The following is a 15,801-nucleotide window of genomic DNA, read 5'->3' as shown; positions in this document are numbered from 1 at the left end:
TCTGTTGTGCAAATTTTATAGTTCTTCGTTGGCGCAATTGTCAGGCGCCGGCAATGCGGAGGCAAGGGCAAAATGAATTGGGACGATGTCCGTATCTTTCTCGCGGTTGCGCGAACCGGGCAGATTTTGGCGGCCTCCCGGCGCCTGGAGTTGAACCACGCCACGGTGAGCCGGCGTATCACGGCTCTGGAAAGCGATCTGCAATCGAAACTGCTCATACGCCGCACCAATGGCTGCGACCTGACCCAGGAGGGCGAGGCCTTCATGCACGCCGCCGAACGCATGGAGGCGGAAATGCTGGCGGCGCGCGCAGCGGTCGGCCGCACTGACACGGAAGTGTCCGGCATTGTGCGCATTGGCGCGACAGACGGCTTCGGCATTTCCTTTCTGGCGCCCCGGCTCGGAGCCCTGACACGGCAATATCCGGGTTTGAAGATCCAGCTCGTACCTGTGCCCCAGAGTTTTTCACTCTCACGCCGCGAAGCCGATATCTCCATAACCGTGGAACGTCCGCAGACCGGGCGGCTTGTCGCCCGCAAGCTCGTCGACTATGCGCTCGGACTCTACGCGTCAAAGACCTATCTGCAGGAATTTGGCGCGCCCAAGACCGCTGCGGATCTGAAAACTCACCGCCTTGTCGGATATGTCGAGGACCTGATCTTTTCGCCGCAGCTCCACTATCGCGCCGACTTCGTGCGCAACTGGGAATCCGACTTCGAGATATCCGCCGTTCTCGGCCAGATAAAAGCAGTGCGATCGGGCGCAGGGATCGGCATCCTTCATCGGTTTATCGCCCGTCCCTACGATGATCTGGCGCCCGTGTTGCCGGCTCTGCGCGTCGACCGCAGCTACTGGATCGTCTATCATGAGTCGTTGCGCAATATCCGCCGGATCAAGACCGTCGTTGATTTTATTGCGGCCGAGACAGAACGCGAAAAGCAGCAATTCATCTGAATTTTGTGCAATGCAGCATTTTTTTGCTGCACCTTTCGTCGTCTGGCTGACTGCAGCATTTTGCGCAGCATATCGCTGCAGCATAAATCCGAAATTACTGCTGAATTTTTTATGCTGCATTGCAGCATAATACATCATAAATAACTGTTTTTTTGTATTTAATTGATATGCTGCGTTCTACAAAAGGGTGCAGCATAAATAATGTCAAAGCGCAGCAATTTCGCTCCCGATATTTGCAGAAATTGCTGCACCACGCGCGCTTCTGTACACAAGTCTAACGCAGCATTTATCGGTGTTTAGCGGAAGCGCAGCATTCTTGAACCTCAAAGGCTCTACAGCCGTCCCTCGAAATCCGCATATCCGAAACTTTTGACGACCTCCAGCGCGTCTGTGCGGCTGTCCCAGAGCGCAAGCGACGGCAGCGGCATGCCGTTGAACGTCGTCGCCTTGACCATGGTGTAATAGGCGAGATCAAGGAATACCAACCGGTCACCGACCTCCGGCGGCTTTTCGAAACGGTAGGTCCCGATAATGTCTCCGGCCAGGCATGTCGGACCTCCCAGACGGACGACATGCGCGTCCACCATCTCAATGGCTGTATTGCGCGGAAGCGCGGCTGCGCCCAGCACGTCCGGCGTGAACGGCGCTTCTATGACATCGGACATGTGACAGGTGGCGGACGTATCCATTACAGCCAGCGGCGCGCCATAATCGAAACGGTCGAGGACCTGTGACACCAGCGCGCCTGCATGCAGCGCCACGGCCGTGCCCGGCTCGATATAGACCTTGAGGCCCGTGCGTTCGCGAAAGCGCGCAAGCCTCTCGATGAACCGATCCAGTGGAAAGCCGTCATCGGTGATCAAGAGTCCGCCGCCGAGATTGATCCACTCCACCGCGCCGAAAAGATGCGCGCACTTGGCTTCGACGGCGGACAGCATGCGGTCGAAGGCGTCATACGGATGGTCGCAAAGAGCATGGACATGGATGCCGGAGATCCCATCGAGTTCGGCCGCCGTTACCTGATTGGCGGGCACGCCCAGCCGCGACCAGGACGCACAGGGGTCATAGAGCGGGTTTTCGACTTCGCTGTGCATTGGGTTAACGCGAATCCCGGTCTCCACGCCGCCATGCGCCTCGATAACGCTGCGGTATCGCGCCCACTGTTCGAGCGAGTTCAGGATGAGGTGGTCGCTGTAACCCAGAAGCTCGTCGATATCCGCTTCCTTGAGGCCCGGCGCATACGCATGCACGTCTCCGCCAAAGCGCGAGCGCCCAAGCCGCGCCTCATAGAGGCCGCTTGCCGCGGTTCCGGAAAGGTATTTCATTACCAGATCGGCGACGGCAAAGCATGAAAAGGCTTTCAGGGCCAGAAGCACGCTGACGCCCGCCTCTTCGCCAACCCGTTTCAGGATCTGCAGATTGCGTTCAAGCCGCGCGAGGTCGAGCACATGGCAAGGCGTGGGAACACGCGCTGTATCGAGCTTCGCAAAATTGTGCGGCGCCAAGGATTACACCTCAGCCGGCCAGGGCCAGCTTCCGTCGAGCGGCAAGTCCTGCATTTCCCAGTCGATGCCGACCTCCGGCATCAGCTTCAGGAAGGGGTCGGGATCGAGCTCTTCGACATTGACCATGGTCTTCGGTTTCCACACGCCGCTGGCCATCAACCGCGCAGCCGTGATGACCGGTATGCCGGTCGAATAGGAAATCGACTGGCCGCCCACCTCGCGGAAGTTTTCTTCGTGATCGCAGTTCGACCAGATAAAGATCCGGCGCTCCTTGCCGTCCTTCATGCCGCGGATATCGGCTCCGATGCAGATCTTGCCGGTATAGCCGGCCGCAAGGGAAGCCGGATCCGGCAACAAGGCCTTGATCACACGGTTGGGCGCGACCTTGACGCCGTCAACCTCGATCGGGATCGATGAGGTCAGGCCCAGATTGTCGAGCACCTCAAAGACCTTGAGATAATGTTCGCCGAAGCCCATCCAGAAGCCAATATGCGGCGTGTCCGGGAAGTTGACGGCCAGCGACTGCAATTCGTCATGGCCCATGGAATAGACGCGATGGGCGCCCACCTCAGGCAGCGCAACCTTCATGGAAGCGGAATGGTGGGGTATTGTTTCCCATCGGCCGTTCTCCCAGGTGATCACGTCTTCCTTGATCTCGCGCAGGTTAACGTCGGCGTCGAAATTTGTGGCGAAGTAAAGGCCGTGGCTGCCGGCGTTCACGTCGATGATGTCGATGGAGGCGATGGCGTCGAAGCAATGTTTGCGCGCATGGGCGCAAAAGATGTTGACGACGCCGGGATCGAATCCCATGCCGAGCAACGCGCTGGCGCCTCGCGCTGCAAACTTCTCGCGTCGCGGCCACTCGATGCGCTCGTACCAGTTGGGCGGGATATTCTCGACGAATTCGTCCTCGCCGAGAGCAGTGTCGAGATAGTCCACACCGGTATTGATACAGGCGTCGAGGATTGCGGCGTTGCAGTAGGGCGAGGCGACGTTGAGCACGAGGCCGGCGTCGAGTTCGCGGATCAATGCGGCGACCGCGTCGGCGCTGCGCGCGTGAACGGATCGTGTCGCAACCAGTTGCCTTTCGCCCGGCGCAGACCAGCGGTCCTGGACTTCGCCGGCTATGCGTTCCAGCTTTTCGGCGTTTCTGGCGGCAAGCGTGATGGTTCCGAAATCGTTGCGGAACTGGGCCGCCTTGTTGACAGTCACCTGACCTACGCCGCCCGCTCCAATAATCAGCAGGTTCGGTTTCGTCATTCAATCGCCTCCGTTCAGTCCTTGTCCGTCGGCAGTTCGGTTATGCCGCCATTCTTCGCCGACCAGGCAAGCGGACCATTGAGAAAGGCCTCGACTTCGGTGAGCGTTTTCTCGTCGAAGTAGCCTTTCTCTCGCGAGAGCGCCAGCACGTCCCACCAGGTGGCGAGATAGTGCAGCGTCATGCCGTGATCCTTCAGCCGTTGCGGCGCCTCCGGAAAGATATCGTAATAGAAAATGGCGAAGGTGTGCTCGATGGTCGCGCCCGCCTCGCGGATCGCGTCCGCGAACTTGATCTTGCTTCCGCCGTCGGTCGTCAGGTCCTCGACCAGGATGACGCGGCTGCCTTCCGGCATGCTGCCCTCAATGCGGGCGTCGCGACCGAAACCCTTCGGTTTCTTGCGCACATATTGCATGGGCAGTCCCATACGTTCGGAAATCCAGGCGGCGAAGGGTATGCCGGCGGTTTCGCCGCCCGCAACGCTGTCGAATTGCTCAAAACCTGCGTCACGCAGGATGGTGGCGACGGAGAAATCCATGATCGCGGAGCGGATGCGGGGATAGGAGATCAGCTTGCGACAGTCGATATAGACCGGGCTCGCGAGACCGGAGGTGAAGGTGTAGGGTTCATCGGCGCGAAAATGCACCGCCTTGATCTCGATGAGCATCTGAGCGACAAGTTTCGAGACCTGCTCGGCCTCGGGAAATGCATTGGAAAACATGCGGGCAATCCTCTCAAAACCAGACTGTCAGGGGCGCAGCTCCACGTCCCAGTAAAGCGGCGTTTTCGGGTCGAACAGGGTGACCGGCCCTGCGCCGGTCTCGATTTTTTGCGGGTAGGCGACAGGCGCGTCGCGCCGGATAAGCCTGACCCTCTCCTCATTCGGAGGCAGCCGATAAAAGGCCGGACCGTTGAGCGAGACGAAAGCCTCAAGCCGGTCGAGCGCCTCTTCCTCTTCGAAGACATGGGCGAGGCAGGACAGCGTATTGGTCGCCGAAAAGACGCCCGCGCAACCGCAGCCGCATTCCTTGGCCGGGTCAACATGCGGCGCGGAATCGGTGCCAAGGAAGAAGCGTGGATTGCCCGAGACAGCCGCCGCGCGCAGTGCGAGCCGATGCTCCTCCCGCTTGGCGACCGGCAGGCAGTAATAATGCGGCCGGATGCCGCCGACGAGTATGTCGTTGCGGTTGATGATCAGGTGATGCGTGGTGATGGTGCCGGCGACGCCGTCGGCCGCGTCGCGCACATAGTCGACGCCCTGGATGGTGGTCACATGCTCCAGCACGATCCTCAGGCCTGGAATGCGCTGTCGCAGCGGATCGAGCACCCGGTCAAGGAAGACGGCTTCCCGGTCGAATATGTCGATGGCGGGATCGGTCACCTCGCCGTGGCAGCAGAGCGGCACGCCGGCCTCGGCCATACGCTCCAGCACCGGATAGACCTTCTCGATATCTCGCACGCCGCTCTGGGAATTGGTGGTCGCGCCCGCCGGATAGAGCTTCACCGCGGTGATGAGGCCCGACGCGTGGGCGGACACGACATCCTCGGCGTCGGTCGTTTCGGTCAGATACAGCGTCATGAGCGGGGCAAAGCGGTGACCAGCCGGCAGAGCGTCCATGATGCGTGCGCGATAAGCCTCTGCAGCCGCGCTATCGGCGACTGGCGGCACGAGATTGGGCATGATGATTGCGCGGCCGAAATGCGCGCTGGTGTGCGGCAGGACGCCCTGCAACATTGCTCCGTCGCGTAGGTGAAGATGCCAGTCGTCGGGACGGCGGATCTCGATCTGCTGCATGGGCTGCCTCGTCGGTGTCGCCGGGCCTGATTACAGGGATTCCCGCGCAAGGGCCAGTGCAGCAAAGTCCCAGGCTGGAATGTTTCTGTGAAAACCTGCGTCGAAGACAGCGGTTCAGCCCTTCGTCTGCTTGAAAGCCTTCAGGGCGCGCTCGCGCGAGCCCTTCAGATCGACGATCGGTTCGGGATAGGCGTCGCCCAGCTTCACGCCTGCTTTTTCCAGCACGTCCTCCGGCGCCTCCCAGGGGTTGAACAGCCACTTGTCCGGCATGCCCGCGAGTTCCGGCACCCAACGGCGCGTGTAATTGCCCTTGCCATCGAATTTCTGGCCCTGCAGCACCGGATTGAAGACACGGAAATAGGGCGCAGCGTCAGCGCCGCATCCCGCCACCCACTGCCAGCTCGCCGAATTGTTGGCGAGATCCGCATCCACCAGACAATTCCAGAACCAGGCTTCGCCCTCGCGCCAATGCAGGAGCAGGTTCTTTACCAGAAAGGACCCCACAACCATTCGCACGCGGTTGTGGATGTAGCCGGTTTGCCACAATTCACGCATGCCGGCGTCGACAATCGGAACGCCTGTTTGTCCACGCCGCCAGGCACGCAGGCGTTTCGCGTTCTGGTCCCACGGAAAATCGTCAAATTTTTCCTGCAGGTTTTTCTCAGGCAGTTCGGGGAAGTGGTAGAGCATGGAATAGGAGAACTCCCGCCAGGCAAGTTCGCTGAGGAAATTATCCACATCGGCGCCATCGCCACTATTCTTGACGGCGTACCAGGCGGTGTTGGGAGAAATTTCGCCGTAATGCAGGTAGGGCGAAAGGCGCGAGACATTGTGACGATCCGGAAAGTTCCGTCCCGACTTGTAGCCTCTCAGCCCGTCATCGATAAAATCTTCCAGGCGCTGCAACGCCGCATCCTCGCCGACCTGCCAGTTTTCCATCATCGCCTCGCCCCAGTCACGCTTCGGGAGGAGTTCGAGTTCATCCAGCGCAACAGCCATTGCGTCGTCTTCCGCCTGCGCCAACGTCAGCTCCGGCTTGTCGAGCGGCTTGCGCGGCGCGGCGGTGGAAAGACATCCCTTTTTGTAGAATGGCGTGAAGACGCGATACGGATCGCCATCGTCCTTGAGCACTTCCCACGGCTCCCACAGCAGCGATCCGTTGTCGCTTGCGACATTGACGCCCGCTTCCTGCAGATCCGCCTTGAGGGCATTGTCTCTCGCGATGCGCCAAGGCTCGTAGCATCGGTTCCAGTGCACGGAAACGGCGTTGTGCTTACGGGCGAGTTCAGGGATGATCTTCGCCGCGTCGCCCCGGTACAAGCGCAGCTTGTTCCTCAGACTGGCATTCAGCGCCTTCAGCGAATGGCGCAGCCAGACGCGGCTCGCAGCGCCGGGCCTCCAGTCCCCGGCAGTCTCCAGATCCAGCACATAAACCGGAATAACGGACCCGCGCTCGGCTGCGGCGCAGAGCGCCGGATTGTCGGCCAGCCGCAGATCCTGCCGGAACCAGAATATCACCGTATCGACCATTGTGTCCTTTCCGTCGTCACGCCGGTATTTCCTTGCCGGCCCAGTCGAAACAGCCGCCGCTGTCGGACGGTTCCAGACCTTCCAAGACATCGAGGAGTTTCCCCGCGGCGAAATCCGGCGCAAACAGTTTGCCGTCCGGAACCGACGACTGGAAGGGCCGCGACAACGCGCTGTTCACGGTTCCTGGATGCAGACCGACAATTATGGATTGCGGATTGCGCCGGGCAATCTCGATGCTCGCCGTGCGAATGATCATGTTCAACGCGGCCTTGGAGGCCCGGTAGGCGTACCAGCCGCCAAGCCTGTTATCGGAGATGCTCCCGACCCGCGCGGAAAGGGCGGCAATCGTGTAAGGACGCTGACGATGCATCAATGGCGAGAGATGACTGACAATCATCGCGGGCAGCACTGTATTCACGGCGAACAGTCGCTGAAGCTGCGCGGAGTCGAGATCGCGCAGGCTCTTCTCCGGCGCAATTCCTTCGTCGTGCAGTATTCCCGTCGCGATAACAACCAAATCCGGAGGGTTCGGCTCTACAACGGCGCGGCATGTTTCCCGCACGGAAATTGCGTCGTCGGGATCATAGATCAGGCCGCGCACAGGGGGTCTTGCATCATCATCGCTGCGTGAAACAGCGACGATATCGCAATTTGGATAACGATCCGCAACGGTCTCCACGAAGGCGGAACCGATCGCGCCTGACGCGCCGAAGACGACTGCCTTTCCGATTGTCCGTTGCAACGCGATAACCTGATCCTTCAAGACGCCAGAGTTGCTCTCCGAACTATCTACGTTGGTTCAACGCCGCTGGATCATCGCCAATCGTGGTCGCGAACGATAATGGCGAAGCGATCCGCGAGTTCTGCAAGCGCGACGTCGTGCACCGTCTGTGCATCGATCACGCCGCTTCTTCCGTCAGGCAGATCCCGCGTGGCGCAGGCGCGGGCGTCAATCGTCACTCGGTAGCCCAGGTCCAGCGCGGCGCGCGCTGTGGAGCTTACACACATATGAGTCATGAAGCCGACAAGTATCAGCTCGGTTTTCGTTGCGTCTTCGAGTTGGTCAGCAAGCGTGGCGCCCGCGAAAGCATTGGGCAAGCCCTTCTCAACGACGGCTTCGCCGTCATGCGGAGAAAGAGCCTCGATGAACCGACCGCGATGAGCCTCGCGATCAAAAAGACTTCCAGGCCGCCCCTTGTGCGCGACATGAATGATCGGTCGACCAGCCTCACGCATTTGTTCCAGAAGCACAGCCGCCGCATTCACAGCGTCTGCGCATGCGGTGACTGCGATCGGGCCTTCCACGTACTCGTTCTGCATGTCGATTAAAACGAGGCTCGCCCGATCCAGGCTCGGCGGCTCAAGATTCGCGCCGGCCAGTTCCAGCAATGTCTTTGGCGTCATTTTTTTCCTCCGCTATTCCTTATGTCATGTCACGGCTACCGGACGAGCGAAAGCCGCCGGCATCGGCTTTAAAGGCTATCACGTGCGCTTAACAAGAAAAGGGCGCTCCGAAGAGCGCCCTTGAAAGTCCCGGACCGGGGTCCGGCGTGGCATGACTGTTACCAGGAGTAACGGACACCCATCGTACCGTTTGCGGCCCAGTAGTCGTCGGCGAAGATGTAGTTCGCCTGACCGTAGACCGACCAGCTGTTGGCTGCGTCATACCAGTTGAAGCCGGCTCCGACTTCTCCGAACACGCCGGAGATGTCGTCCTGAAGCGTCAGACCGGAGATGATCGCAGAGTTGTCTCCCAGGAACTCGCCGCCGACATAGGCATTGATGTAGGGATCCATCTTGCCGTTACCGACCAACATGCTGGTGCCAACCCGACCACCGATCTTGCCGCGCAGGCTGTCGTCGCTGTTGATCGATACAGGCGTACCGAGCACGTTCAGGTCGTCGAGGTCGGAGTTGACGTAAGCGAGGCTTGCGACCGGCTCGATGAAGTAGCCGCTGGCGTTGGTGAAGCGGTATCCACCTTCGACGCGACCACCAAGGTTCAGGATATCCGTCGAAGCCGGGGCTCCACCGACAGAGAAGTCGGCCGTCAGGAAGTCTGCCTTGAACAGGGCGTCGATGTAGCCGGGGCCGTTGACCCAGGTTGCGTAGATGCCCGCCATGCCGCCGTCGATGGTAGCTTCATCGCCAAGACCGGAGAACTCAACCGAATTGGTTACGTATCCGCCCATCAGACCAAGAACCAGCGTGCTGCCGTTATTCATGTGGAAGGCATGGTCGACACCACCCTCGATGCCCCAGAGCGTCTCGTTGTAGTCCGTGTCGAAGGACACGAACTGACCCGGGAAGGCTTCGAAGGACTGGCTGCCTTCACTTTCGGCATACTGTCCGATACCACGCAGCCACACGCCGTTGCCGTTGTTGTTGACCGCAGGCGCTGCGGGCGGAGGCGCTGCCTCGATGAAGTCGGCATTTGCCGTCGAGACACCGGTGCCCGTGGAGCCGTAGATCTCACGCAGGTCGCTGGAGCGGTCGAGGTAACCATCGGCCGTCGTGTGCCACATGTTCTGCGCAATGCTGGCTGCCTGAGCGAACATGTAGGCGCTGGAGTCTGCGTAGGAAGCCAGCACCCAGGCCTTGGCGTCCGGAGCGAAGCCCGGCGTCCACTGCGCAGGATCTGCCGGTGCGTCGAGGAACAGGTCGTATGAGAAGAGACCTGTGTCGATCGGACCGCCAGCCAGATCGAAGTCACCGAGATCGGTGTTGCCGGAGAGAACCCCGATGACCGGGATACCGACCGGGTTGTAGGCGCCGAAGCCGCCGACATTGTTGACGATGACATCCGTCGATCCGTCGACATCGCCGGTAATGACCAGCATGTCGGAGGACGAGGAACCGACAGCGCCGAGCGCAGCGTCAACCGCAAGCTCACCACCCATGCCGTTGTAGTTGCCGGCCACGATCGTCATGTCGCCGATACCGGATCCATAGACCGGGAGCGTGACCAGTCCGTAGTCGGACGTGCCGTTGACCATGCTGACAAGGCCGGAGTTGTTGAAGTCGTCGATGCCGAACAGCGGACCGCCGAAGCTGGTCAGGCCGTTGACATAGATCTCTCCGGAGTTGTTGACGATGCTGTCGCCACCCGCGCTAGCGAAGGAGAACAGTGTCAGGCCGTCCGTCTCGATCATGCCGCTGTTGTTCAGCGTGGCGTCTCCGTTGAACGCCCAGATATTGTTAAAGCCTTCCGTAGCCCAATATCCGGAGTTGTCGACCATGGTCCCGCCGCCGAAGCTGATCAGGTTCATGTTGCCGTAGACGTCACCCGCGTTGTTCACAGCCACGTCGCTTCCGGCCAGGATCGAGATGGCGTTGTCGTCCCAGAAGCCGTCATCGCTCATGATGGTGCCGTTGACGCCGTTGTTGACCGTCGCGGCGCCATCGGTGCCGATGAAGACAACCGGCTCGAAGAAGGAACCTTCGCCGCGCAGCAGCCCGTCGGAGGTAACGGTGACGGTGTTGTCGCCGAGCAACGAGAAGCTGGTGATCGTAACGGCGCTGCCGTCATCAGCCAGGATTTCCGAACCGGTTCCAACTGACACGTTGATGTCGTTCAGCGCGAAGGGGGTGTCAATCTCGATGCCGTTTCCACCGGCGACCACGGTCGACGTACCGTCTACCGAGACGTCGATGGTCGATCCGGCGCCGCCGCTGAGCGTGCGGAAGATATCGATACCCTCTTCACCGGCGTTGATGTCGGCGTTCACGTCGACATTGATATTGCCGGCGCCGAAGACCTTGACAATATCGATACCGTCATCGCCTGCGGTGATCGCGCCGCCGTCGGAACCGTCGCCGGTCGTGCCGCCGTCGCCGGTAGCGATGTTGACGTCGCCATCGGAGAAGATGTTGGTGGTTTCGATACCTTCGTAGGTAGCGCTGATGGCGCTGTTGGCGGTGACGTTGGTGTTGCCGTCACCGAACAGCTTGAAGGTGCTGATACCGTCAGTACCGGCGGTGATTGGCGCAGCAGCGCCAGTCGTTACCGAAACATCGCCGTCGGAGAAGACGCCAACCGTCTGGATGCCTTCATCGCCGGAATTGATGGCTGCTTCGGCATTGATAGTGACGTTGCCGTCGCCGAACAGCTTCAGCGTATTGATGCCGTCGTCTCCGGCCGTGATCGGAGCATCAACTCCGGTCATGATGGAAACGTTTCCGTCCGAGAGAACGCCAACCGTGGAGATGCCGTCATCGCCTGCTCCGATTGCGGAGTTGGCTTCGATCGTCACATCGCCGTCGCCGAAGTACTTCAGTGCGCTGATACCATCATCGCCTGCCGTTATCGGAGCTGCAGTTCCGGTGCCGATGATGATGTTGCCGTCATTGAGAAGGCTGAGAACTTCAATGCCCTCGTCGCCGGCATTGATGGCGGCTTCCGCGCCGACTTCGACGTTGCCGTCGCCGAACAGCTTGGACACCTGAATGCCGTCATTGTCGGCTGCCAGAGTACCATTGAGGCCTGTGTTGACGAAGACGTCGCCATCATTAAACAGGCTGACCGCCTGGATCGCGTTGAAGCCGACATTGGCGCCGCTGAAACCGGACACCGATTCGTTGACGTCGATGTCGATGTCGCCAGTGCCTCCGGCATTGAGAGCGCCGACCCCGATGAAGTCGGATTCGATTGCGGCATTGGTTTCGACAACCGCATTGCCGGCTCCGCCACCGAGCTGCACCGCTCCGGCGCCAAGAACCCAAGCCTGGGTCATGGCGTTGACCGTGGTCGTGGCGTTGCCTGCACCAACGGCTACCGAGAGAGCGCCGATGATCGGCGGATCGATGGCGCCGTTGACTGTGACCGTGGCGTTGCCGCCGATGGACAGGGCGCCCACACCGATCAGGCCTGCGTCAGCAGCCGACGTCGAGGCGACTGTGGTCTTGCCTTCCGTGGTGACATTCACGTCGCCGCCGAAAGAGGCGCCGACCACACCGCTACCACCAAGACCGCCACCGAGGTTGGTGTTGGAGGTGGTGTCGCCGGTTGTGATGTTGACGGTTCCGCCGCCAAGACCGGCAACGCCGAGACCGCCGGAGTTGGTTTCACCGGTATTGATGGTGACGTTATTGCCGACACCAACGACGCCAGCATCGTCAGCATTGACGACACCGGTATCGATATTGGTGTCACCGCCGCCAAGGGCTAGACCCAGTACGCCGACGCCATCCGAATTAATGACATTCTCGTCACCATCCGGATCTGGCGTTTCGGAGCTGATGTTGACGTTGCCCGAACCGAGGTTCAGACCCAGAAGTCCAACGCCGGTTGCATCGACGTTAGAATTCTGAGCAACACCATCACCGACCGTAATGTTGGCGTCCTCGGAGCCGCCGAGAACGACAGCGCCCACACCGATAACCGGCGCCGGAGTCGAGGAGCCAAGCACATTGCCGCCGAACAGGTTTGCCGAGGCGGATCCCGTACCGGACAACGCGAGAACTCCGGCAAGACCGTCCGATTCGACGTCGCCGCCGGCAGTGGCGGTTGCGTTGCCCGAACCGAATGCGGCTGCAGCGAGGCCGATACCGCCAGCGCCTTCCTGGGTTATCAGGCTGCCGTCATAAGTCGTGGCTGTGGCGCTACCTGTACCCGCTGTAACTGCCGCGACACCCACCGGGATGTTCAGTGTAGGCGCGAAGCTTACGGTGGCGCTTGTCTGGTTGACGCTTCCGTAAACATCGACGTTGGATGTTCCGTTGCCCCCGGCAATTCCCACTACGCCAGCCGCACTGCCATTTATAGAAGAGGTCGATCCGACCATCAGGTCGACATTGGCGTCACCGCCGCCGCCGACTGCAAGCAGGCCCGCGGCAATACCATCACCGCCGCCGTTGGTATCCGTTGCAGTGATGTTTCCGTTGATCTCGGCAATGATGTTGGAGCCGCCCAACGTCAACAGCGTCATGCCGTTGGAAGAAGCGCCATCACCGCCGGTAATTTGCGTACCAGCCGCAGTATTGACCGTGATTGGTGAATTTGCATTTGTCGTCGTTATTAATACACCGCTTGCTTCAGCGCCAACTCCCCCTTCGATGCTGCCAGCATTCATGGTGAAACTAACGGGAGCATTTGCGCCGGTTGTGGTGACAAAAAGACCGGAGGAAACGGCTGACGCACCACCCTCTAACGATCCGCCATTCATGATCATCTCGATTTCCGAACCGGCGCCCGAGGTCGTCAGTGACATGCCGGGAGCAAAAACCGATACTCCGCCTGTTATGGCTCCGGCATCCATCTGCACATAGATGTCAGCGTCGGCGCCGCTCGTGTTAACGGAAAATCCGGGCGCCACAAGGCTAAGACTGCCACCGTTAATCGACGGCGCCACAGCCGGCTGGATCTGATTGATGTAAACATCAACGTATTGCCCTGCAGCATCGGTCGATATCGACACGCCGCTTCCGTCTGCTGCGAAGCTGTCTCCGTTTGACTGGGTGTTGTTAAAGTCGAAGATGACCGGATTGGATCCGGTGTCGGCATTGTTATAACGGATACCCGTATAAGGCGCCCCTGTTCCGCAGGAGACGACCGCCGGATTGAACGGCCCAACCGCTCCACATTCGTTGTTCGCCAGAGCCTGACTGGACATCAGTAGCCCACCGGCGGGAACTGCAACTGCCGTTAACCCTACGACGGAGACGCCTGCGACAAGCCTGCGGCGCAAAGTTTTCAGATTGGAAGACGTATTAAAGTGACTCAGCAATTTCTTGCTCCCCCGATAGAGCGCGATCCCCCGATGAGATCACGCTGATTCATACTCATATCACCCGACAACTTTGACTGATTAACACTCGTGAGTTCTTGCAACAACTGAAATGACGCAAAATTTTCTGCATTTTCGATGTAAGTTGTGAATCTGCAACAGTATCTACCTACTGACGAATTCTTGTATGGTCTGTAACGGTGATAAATTGGACCAAACTACTGATTCCAAGCAGGTTTTAACATTTATCTCTTCGTCTATGCTGCAGTAGAGATCACTTTTCATGCGCAATAGAAGGTTGTTTTTTCTCTCCTCAGACCAATTTGAGTTTCGCAATACATCCATCGATTTTTCTACTCTCTTTGTCATTTCAAAATATTCCCATCCGACTTTTGGAATATTTTGTAATTCTCCCGCAATAATATTCGACACTAATACGCCATCTTATGCTTGATTACATCAATAAATTGAAGATATAATTCTTAAAAACCATGGTTAATGCCACATTTAATCATGATTCATCGCGTAAGAATTTTTTACAATCAGAGATTCATTTCAGACTTGACGCAGGAATCGCTATGCGTGCGTTCCAGCTTCACGAAACCGTGATCGGCGCTGTACTGCGCGCGTGAATCAATCCTGGCGAACACCACTCAAGATGGATGCGAATCAGCGCGGCAACCGGCCTGGCCAAAGCACGGTTTCGAAAGGAAACCATGCCGATTCATTGACCTTTTCCAAAATTTGAGCGATCACTAACAATCATGAACCCGTAGGATGAATTCCGCCGGAATATTGCTCCGGCACAGGAGGATTTAGATGAACAGGCGCATTTTTCTCGGTGGCGCGATAGCTGCGGCGGCGCTCGCACACCCCGGCATTCGCCACGCAGCAGCCCAGTCGAACTCTTCACGCTACTTCAAGGGCTCCACGGCGGATGGCGGCTACACCTATCCGAACACAAACTTCGATTCCATCGATGACCGCTGGAAACGCCAGATGGTGAAGTATTTCTCCGACGAGCCGCAGGGCACCGTCGTGATCGACACCAACAATCACTACATGTACTGGATATGGGAAAACAACACGGCGATCCGATACGGCGTCGGTGTGGGCCGTGAAGGCTTCCAGTGGTTCGGTCGCGCCAATGTCGCGCGCAAGCAGCGCTGGCCCACCTGGACGCCGCCAAAGGAAATGCACGCGCGCCAGCCCGGACTGCCGCAGATGATGGAAGGCGGACCAAACAATCCGATGGGCGCGCGGGGGCTCTATCTGCACAATGACAAGGGCGACACCGGATACCGCCTGCACGGAACCGCCGAACCCTGGTCGATCGGATCGGATGTCTCTTCCGGCTGCATTCGTATGTTCAACGAGGACATCATCGATCTCTACAGGCGTGTGCCGGTCGGCACCTCAGTACTGGTGCTCGAGCATATTTCCGACCGCGCCTGAAGCACCGTCGCCCGATACTCAAAAGCAGGTTTCAATATCCATGAAGTCCATCTTTCACGCATTGATCGCATGCGCCTTGCTGGCTGGCGGCCTCGGCGCGTCCGGCTGCACCACTGCTAGCCTCGGCGACCCGCTGAGCGGCAGCACGGATGATCCGGCCGTCGGCTTTGCCAACGCCAAGTCCGACAGCGAAGAAAATTTCGTCATGACCGTCGGACGGCGCATCTATTTCGCGTCCGGATCCGCAGAATTTGACGACGTGGCGCTGGAAACGATGGACCTGCAGGCCCGGTGGCTGGTGCGCCATCCGAAATGGCTGATCAAGATGCAGGGCTTTGCGGACGATCCAGGATCCGACGCAGCCAATGTGGCGCTGTCAGACAAGCGGGCGAACGCCGTGATGAACTATCTGGCTTCCAAGGGCGTCGACCGGCGCAGGATGTGGGCCAAGGGCTATGGCAAGGAGCGCCTGGTGCGCAATTGCTCGAATATCGCCTGCAAGGCCCAGAACCGGCGCGTGAACGTCAATTTGCGCAAGGAATTCGACGCCGCGGCGCCGCAATACACCGGCGGTTGAAC

At 59.2% G+C, this 15,801-nt stretch carries 11 protein-coding genes; 3 read left to right on the top strand and 8 right to left on the bottom strand.

Features of this window, described 5'->3' with window-relative positions:
• Positions 1 to 72 precede the first annotated feature (72 nt).
• Entirely contained in the window at positions 73 to 954 is an 882-nt protein-coding gene (locus tag AAFN47_RS09985) for a LysR family transcriptional regulator (protein ID WP_499809075.1), read from the top strand.
• Between the two features lie 332 nt (positions 955 to 1,286).
• On the opposite strand, the gene AAFN47_RS09980 is transcribed toward AAFN47_RS09985, so the two are convergent.
• From AAFN47_RS09980 to AAFN47_RS09945, 8 genes are all read right to left on the bottom strand, one after another.
• Positions 1,287 to 2,459: a carboxynorspermidine decarboxylase gene (locus tag AAFN47_RS09980; RefSeq protein ID WP_499809074.1), complete on the bottom strand. Its 1,173-nt coding sequence runs from the start codon at positions 2,457 to 2,459 to the stop codon at positions 1,287 to 1,289.
• A 3-nt stretch (positions 2,460 to 2,462) separates the two neighbouring features.
• Positions 2,463 to 3,719, bottom strand: coding sequence for a saccharopine dehydrogenase family protein (locus AAFN47_RS09975; protein ID WP_499809073.1), 1,257 nt, complete (start codon positions 3,717 to 3,719; stop codon positions 2,463 to 2,465).
• A 14-nt stretch (positions 3,720 to 3,733) separates the two neighbouring features.
• Positions 3,734 to 4,438, bottom strand: coding sequence for an orotate phosphoribosyltransferase (locus tag AAFN47_RS09970; protein ID WP_220228475.1), 705 nt, complete (start codon positions 4,436 to 4,438; stop codon positions 3,734 to 3,736).
• A 27-nt stretch (positions 4,439 to 4,465) separates the two neighbouring features.
• The gene (gene pyrC, locus AAFN47_RS09965) at positions 4,466 to 5,512 is read right to left on the bottom strand and encodes a dihydroorotase (RefSeq protein ID WP_499809072.1); all 1,047 of its coding nucleotides are present in this window, start codon (positions 5,510 to 5,512) and stop codon (positions 4,466 to 4,468) included.
• A gap of 114 nt (positions 5,513 to 5,626) precedes the next feature.
• Positions 5,627 to 7,132 (bottom strand): cryptochrome/photolyase family protein, encoded by a 1,506-nt coding sequence (locus AAFN47_RS09960; RefSeq protein ID WP_499809071.1) that lies wholly within the window; start codon positions 7,130 to 7,132, stop codon positions 5,627 to 5,629.
• The gene (locus AAFN47_RS09955; protein WP_499809070.1) at positions 7,059 to 7,805 is read right to left on the bottom strand and encodes an SDR family NAD(P)-dependent oxidoreductase; all 747 of its coding nucleotides are present in this window, start codon (positions 7,803 to 7,805) and stop codon (positions 7,059 to 7,061) included. Before AAFN47_RS09955 ends, AAFN47_RS09960 begins: the two co-directional genes overlap by 74 nt.
• Positions 7,806 to 7,855: 50 nt before the next feature.
• On the bottom strand, positions 7,856 to 8,446 hold the full coding sequence (locus AAFN47_RS09950) for a cysteine hydrolase family protein (RefSeq protein WP_499809069.1): 591 nt from the start codon (positions 8,444 to 8,446) through the stop codon (positions 7,856 to 7,858).
• Positions 8,447 to 8,604: 158 nt separating this feature from the next.
• Positions 8,605 to 13,653 carry a beta strand repeat-containing protein gene (locus tag AAFN47_RS09945; protein WP_499809068.1) on the bottom strand — a complete coding sequence of 1,683 codons (5,049 nt, stop codon included), beginning with the start codon at positions 13,651 to 13,653 and terminating at the stop codon, positions 8,605 to 8,607.
• A gap of 933 nt (positions 13,654 to 14,586) precedes the next feature.
• On the opposite strand from AAFN47_RS09945, the gene AAFN47_RS09940 reads away from it, so the two are divergent.
• Together AAFN47_RS09940 and AAFN47_RS09935 are read left to right on the top strand one after the other, a co-directional pair.
• Entirely contained in the window at positions 14,587 to 15,222 is a 636-nt protein-coding gene (locus AAFN47_RS09940) for a L,D-transpeptidase (protein WP_499809067.1), read from the top strand.
• Between the two features lie 40 nt (positions 15,223 to 15,262).
• Positions 15,263 to 15,799, top strand: a complete 537-nt coding sequence (locus AAFN47_RS09935) for an OmpA family protein (RefSeq protein ID WP_499809066.1) — start codon at positions 15,263 to 15,265, stop codon at positions 15,797 to 15,799.
• Positions 15,800 to 15,801 lie beyond the last annotated feature (2 nt).

Source organism: Hoeflea sp. CAU 1731, assembly GCF_039888615.1.
Classification (GTDB): Bacteria; Pseudomonadota; Alphaproteobacteria; order Rhizobiales; family Rhizobiaceae; genus Flavimaribacter.
The sequence above is the reverse complement of the archived record's forward strand: the minus strand, read 5'-3'. Positions and strand labels throughout refer to the sequence as shown.

What these genes read in the sequence shown, in the direction of transcription:
- AAFN47_RS09950 (WP_499809069.1), bottom strand. Translation starts at nt 8,446, where the DNA reads ATGACGCCAAAGACATTGCTGGAACTGGCCGGCGCGAATCTTGAGCCG.
- pyrC (WP_499809072.1), bottom strand. Translation starts at nt 5,512, where the DNA reads ATGCAGCAGATCGAGATCCGCCGTCCCGACGACTGGCATCTTCACCTA.
- AAFN47_RS09960 (WP_499809071.1), bottom strand. Translation starts at nt 7,132, where the DNA reads ATGTCTTGGAAGGTCTGGAACCGTCCGACAGCGGCGGCTGTTTCGACT.
- AAFN47_RS09935 (WP_499809066.1), top strand. Translation starts at nt 15,263, where the DNA reads ATGAAGTCCATCTTTCACGCATTGATCGCATGCGCCTTGCTGGCTGGC.
- AAFN47_RS09940 (WP_499809067.1), top strand. Translation starts at nt 14,587, where the DNA reads ATGAACAGGCGCATTTTTCTCGGTGGCGCGATAGCTGCGGCGGCGCTC.
- AAFN47_RS09945 (WP_499809068.1), bottom strand. Translation starts at nt 13,653, where the DNA reads ATGTCCAGTCAGGCTCTGGCGAACAACGAATGTGGAGCGGTTGGGCCG.
- AAFN47_RS09970 (WP_220228475.1), bottom strand. Translation starts at nt 4,438, where the DNA reads ATGTTTTCCAATGCATTTCCCGAGGCCGAGCAGGTCTCGAAACTTGTC.
- AAFN47_RS09975 (WP_499809073.1), bottom strand. Translation starts at nt 3,719, where the DNA reads ATGACGAAACCGAACCTGCTGATTATTGGAGCGGGCGGCGTAGGTCAG.
- AAFN47_RS09985 (WP_499809075.1), top strand. Translation starts at nt 73, where the DNA reads ATGAATTGGGACGATGTCCGTATCTTTCTCGCGGTTGCGCGAACCGGG.